This is a genomic window from Mycobacterium sp. TH-M15 (assembly GCF_057473705.1).
This window is the reverse complement of sequence record NZ_JBYCLB010000491.1, coordinates 1-3,277: the sequence shown is the minus strand read 5'-3', so window position 1 is coordinate 3,277 and position 3,277 is coordinate 1. Positions and strand designations below refer to the sequence as shown.

Genomic DNA, 3,277 nt, shown 5'->3' with positions numbered 1-3,277 from the left:
TCGGCATCGACCCGATCCATCGGTTGGTGCTGCCCCGGGTGCTGGCCGCCTCCTTGGTGGCCATGCTGCTCAACGCCCTGGTGTCCATGGTCGGCCTGGTCGGTGGCTTCCTGTTCGGAGTCTTCCTGCAGAACGTGTCCGCGGGTTCCTACCTGGCCACGCTGACGCTGATCACCGGGCTACCCGAGGTGGTGGTCGCAACGATCAAGGCCACGATTTTCGGCCTCATCGCGGGCCTGCTCGGGTGCTACCGCGGCCTGACCGTCAGCGGCGGCCCCAAGGGCCTGGGCACGGCCGTCAACGAGGTTGTGGTGCTGAGCGTGGTGGCGCTGTACGCGGTCAACGTGGTGCTGAGCACGATCGGCGTGCGGTTCGGAACGCCGGCGCGGATATGACGACAGCCCAGGTACTGCAGACCCGCTTCCCGCGGTCGACCGCCGCCGTTCGCCGCTACGGCGGCGCCGCGACCCGATCCGTCGACCTCGCCGGCCAGCTGGCCTGGTTCACCGTGCGCGCCTGCCGCGACATGGCCTGGGCGCTGACCCGGTATCGCCGAGAAGTCCTGCGGCTGGTCGCCGAGATCGGCATGGGCACCGGTGCGATGGCCCTGGTTGGCGGCACCGCGGTGATCATGGCTTTCGTGACGCTGTCCACCGGCACGCTGGTCGCCATCCAGGGCCTGGCCGCGCTGGGCCAGGTCGGGATCCAGGCGCTGCTCGGGTTCGTCGCCGCACTGATCAACGTGCGCCTGGTCTGCCCCGCCGTCGCCGGCATCGTGCTGGCAGCCACCGTCGGCGCCGGCGCCACCGCCGAACTGGGCGCCATGCGGATCAGCGAGGAGATCGACGCGCTGGAGGTGATGGGCATCAACTCGACGGCGTACCTGGTGTCCACCCGGGTGCTGGCCGGCCTGGTGGTGATCATCCCGCTCTACTCACTGGGCCTGATCATGTCGTTTGTGGCTCCGCAGGTCACCACGACGGTGTTCTACGGGCAGGCGGCCGGCACCTACCAGCACTACTTCTCGACATTCCTGCGCCCCAACGACGTGTTCTGGTCGCTGGGGATGGCCATCCTGATGGCCGTAGCCGTGCTACTCGTCCACTGCTACTACGGCTACAACGCCAGCGGCGGCCCGGTCGGCGTCGGTGAGGCCGTCGGCCGGTCGATGCGGGTGTCGCTGGTCGCGGTGCCGGTCATCGTCCTGTTGTTCCAGATGGCGCTCTACGGCGTCAACCCGAACTTCAACTTCACGGTGTAACGGGTGCGAATGGCCATGACGAGTCCGCACGGGAAAGTCAACAAGGCGCCGGTCCGGCCGTATCGGGTGGTCGGTGTGGCGACCCTAGCAGTCGCTGCGCTGGTGCTGTGGCTGGTCTACCTGCAGTACCGAGGAGATTTCACCCCGACGACGCAGCTGACGATGCTGTCGTCGCGGGCCGGTCTGATGATGGACCCGGGTTCCAAGGTCACCTACAACGGGGTGCAGATCGGCCGGGTGGGCGACATCCGCGAGGTCACCGAAGACGGCAAGCCAGCGGCCAAGTTCACCCTGGATGTTTCCCCGCGCTACATCAAGCTGATCCCGGCCAACGTGGACGCCGAAGTCGCGGCGACCACGATATTCAGCCAAAAGTACGTGTCGTTGACATCGCCGAAAAATCCAACGCGACAACGGGTCTCACCGAGCCAGATGATCGACGCGCGGCATGTGACGACGGAGTTCAACACCCTGTTCCAGACGGTGCTCTCGGTCAGCGAGAAGATCGACCCGGTCAAGCTGAACCTGACACTGAGCGCCGCGGCGGACGCGCTGAACGGGCTGGGCGACAAATTCGGGCAGTCACTGGTCAACGCCAACGCCATTCTCGACGAGGTGAATCCGCTGCAGCCGCAAGCCCGCCACGACATTCAGCAGCTGGCTGCCCTGGGTAACGTCTACGCCAACGCGGCGCCGGATCTGCTCGAGTCCGTCAACAATGCCACCGTCACCGCCCGCACCCTGAACGCGCAGCAGAAAGAGCTGGACGCCGCGCTGTTGGCGGCGGTCGGGCTCGGCAACACCGGCGCCGACGTGCTGGGCCGCGGCGGACCCTACCTGGAGCGGGCGGCAGCCGACCTGGTGCCCGTCACCGAGCTGCTCGACACCTACAGCCCGGAGCTGTTCTGCACCTTCCGGATGCTCGGCGATATTCGCCACAAACTCGGCACCATTTTCGGCAACGGCGACGGCTATGCGCTGGACACCAACACCATGATCCTCGGCGGGACGGGGTTGCTGTTGAATTTGACCGGCAACATCGGTGTCGCGGCCGGCACCCTGGGACTCGGCGCGGCGTTTTACTCGCTGGCCACCCTGATCGGCGGGGTGCAGAACCCCTACGTCTATCCGGACAATCTGCCGCGAACCAACGCCCGCGGCGGGCCGGGCGGTGCGCCGGGCTGCTGGCAGACCATCACCCGCGATCTGTGGCCCGCGCCTCTGCTGGTGGCAGACACCGGCGTCAGCGCTGCCGCGTACAACCACCTCGACGTCGCCTCGCCGATCGCCCAGGAATACGTCTGGGGCCGCGCGTGGGGGGAGAACACGATCAACCCATGAAAATCACCGGCACCCTCGTCAAGCTCGGCATCGTCGCGTCGGTGCTGCTGCTCTTCACCGCCATGATCGTGGTGGTGTTCGGTCAGGTCCGCTTCGACCGAACCGACGGTTACTCCGCGGAGTTCAGCAGCGTCAGCGGCATGCGAGCCGGCCAGTTCGTCCGCGCCTCCGGGGTCGAAGTCGGCAAGGTCAAAAAGATCCGGCTGATCGACGGCGGGCGCCGGGCCTATGTTGACTTCTCCGTGGACCGCTCGCTGCCGCTGTATCAGTCCACCACCGCCAAGATTCGCTATCTCAACCTGTTCGGCGACCGATACCTTGAGCTCAGCCGCGGCACCGGCGAGGGCGCCGACCGGGTGCTGCCGGCGGGCGGGTTCATCCCGCTGTCGCGCACCCAGCCGGCGCTGGATCTTGATGCGCTGGTCGGTGGCTTCCGTCCGCTGCTTCGGGCGTTGGACCCGGACAAGGTCAACGCCATCACGTCGGCCATCATCACCGTGTTCGGGGGTCAGGGCGGCACCATCAACGACATCCTGGACCAGACCGCGCAGCTGACCTCGACGATCGCCGAGCGCGACCAGGCGATCGGTGAGGTGATCAAAAACCTGAACACCGTGCTGGACACCACGGTGGCACATCGCGCAGAGTTCGACCAGACCGTCGACAATGCCGAGA

4 protein-coding genes are annotated in these 3,277 nt (G+C 66.7%); all 4 read left to right on the top strand.

The annotated features are described in order from the left end of the window. Nucleotides 1-395 (top strand): ABC transporter permease (locus AC2VNT_RS11990; RefSeq protein WP_486947069.1); only part of this gene is annotated, 395 nt, incomplete at its 5' end. After that, entirely contained in the window at nt 392-1,261 is an 870-nt protein-coding gene (locus tag AC2VNT_RS11985) for an ABC transporter permease (RefSeq protein WP_486947068.1), read from the top strand. The genes AC2VNT_RS11990 and AC2VNT_RS11985, both read left to right, overlap by 4 nt. A gap of 15 nt (nt 1,262-1,276) precedes the next feature. Beyond that, entirely contained in the window at nt 1,277-2,602 is a 1,326-nt protein-coding gene (locus AC2VNT_RS11980) for an MCE family protein (protein ID WP_486947070.1), read from the top strand. Next, nucleotides 2,599-3,277: MCE family protein (locus tag AC2VNT_RS11975; RefSeq protein WP_486947067.1), on the top strand; the 679-nt coding region annotated here is incomplete at its 3' end. The genes AC2VNT_RS11980 and AC2VNT_RS11975, both read left to right, overlap by 4 nt.

Coding starts and splice junctions, on each gene's coding strand:
- AC2VNT_RS11980 (WP_486947070.1), top strand. CDS start 1,277: ATGACGAGTCCGCACGGGAAAGTCAACAAGGCGCCGGTCCGGCCGTAT.
- AC2VNT_RS11985 (WP_486947068.1), top strand. CDS start 392: ATGACGACAGCCCAGGTACTGCAGACCCGCTTCCCGCGGTCGACCGCC.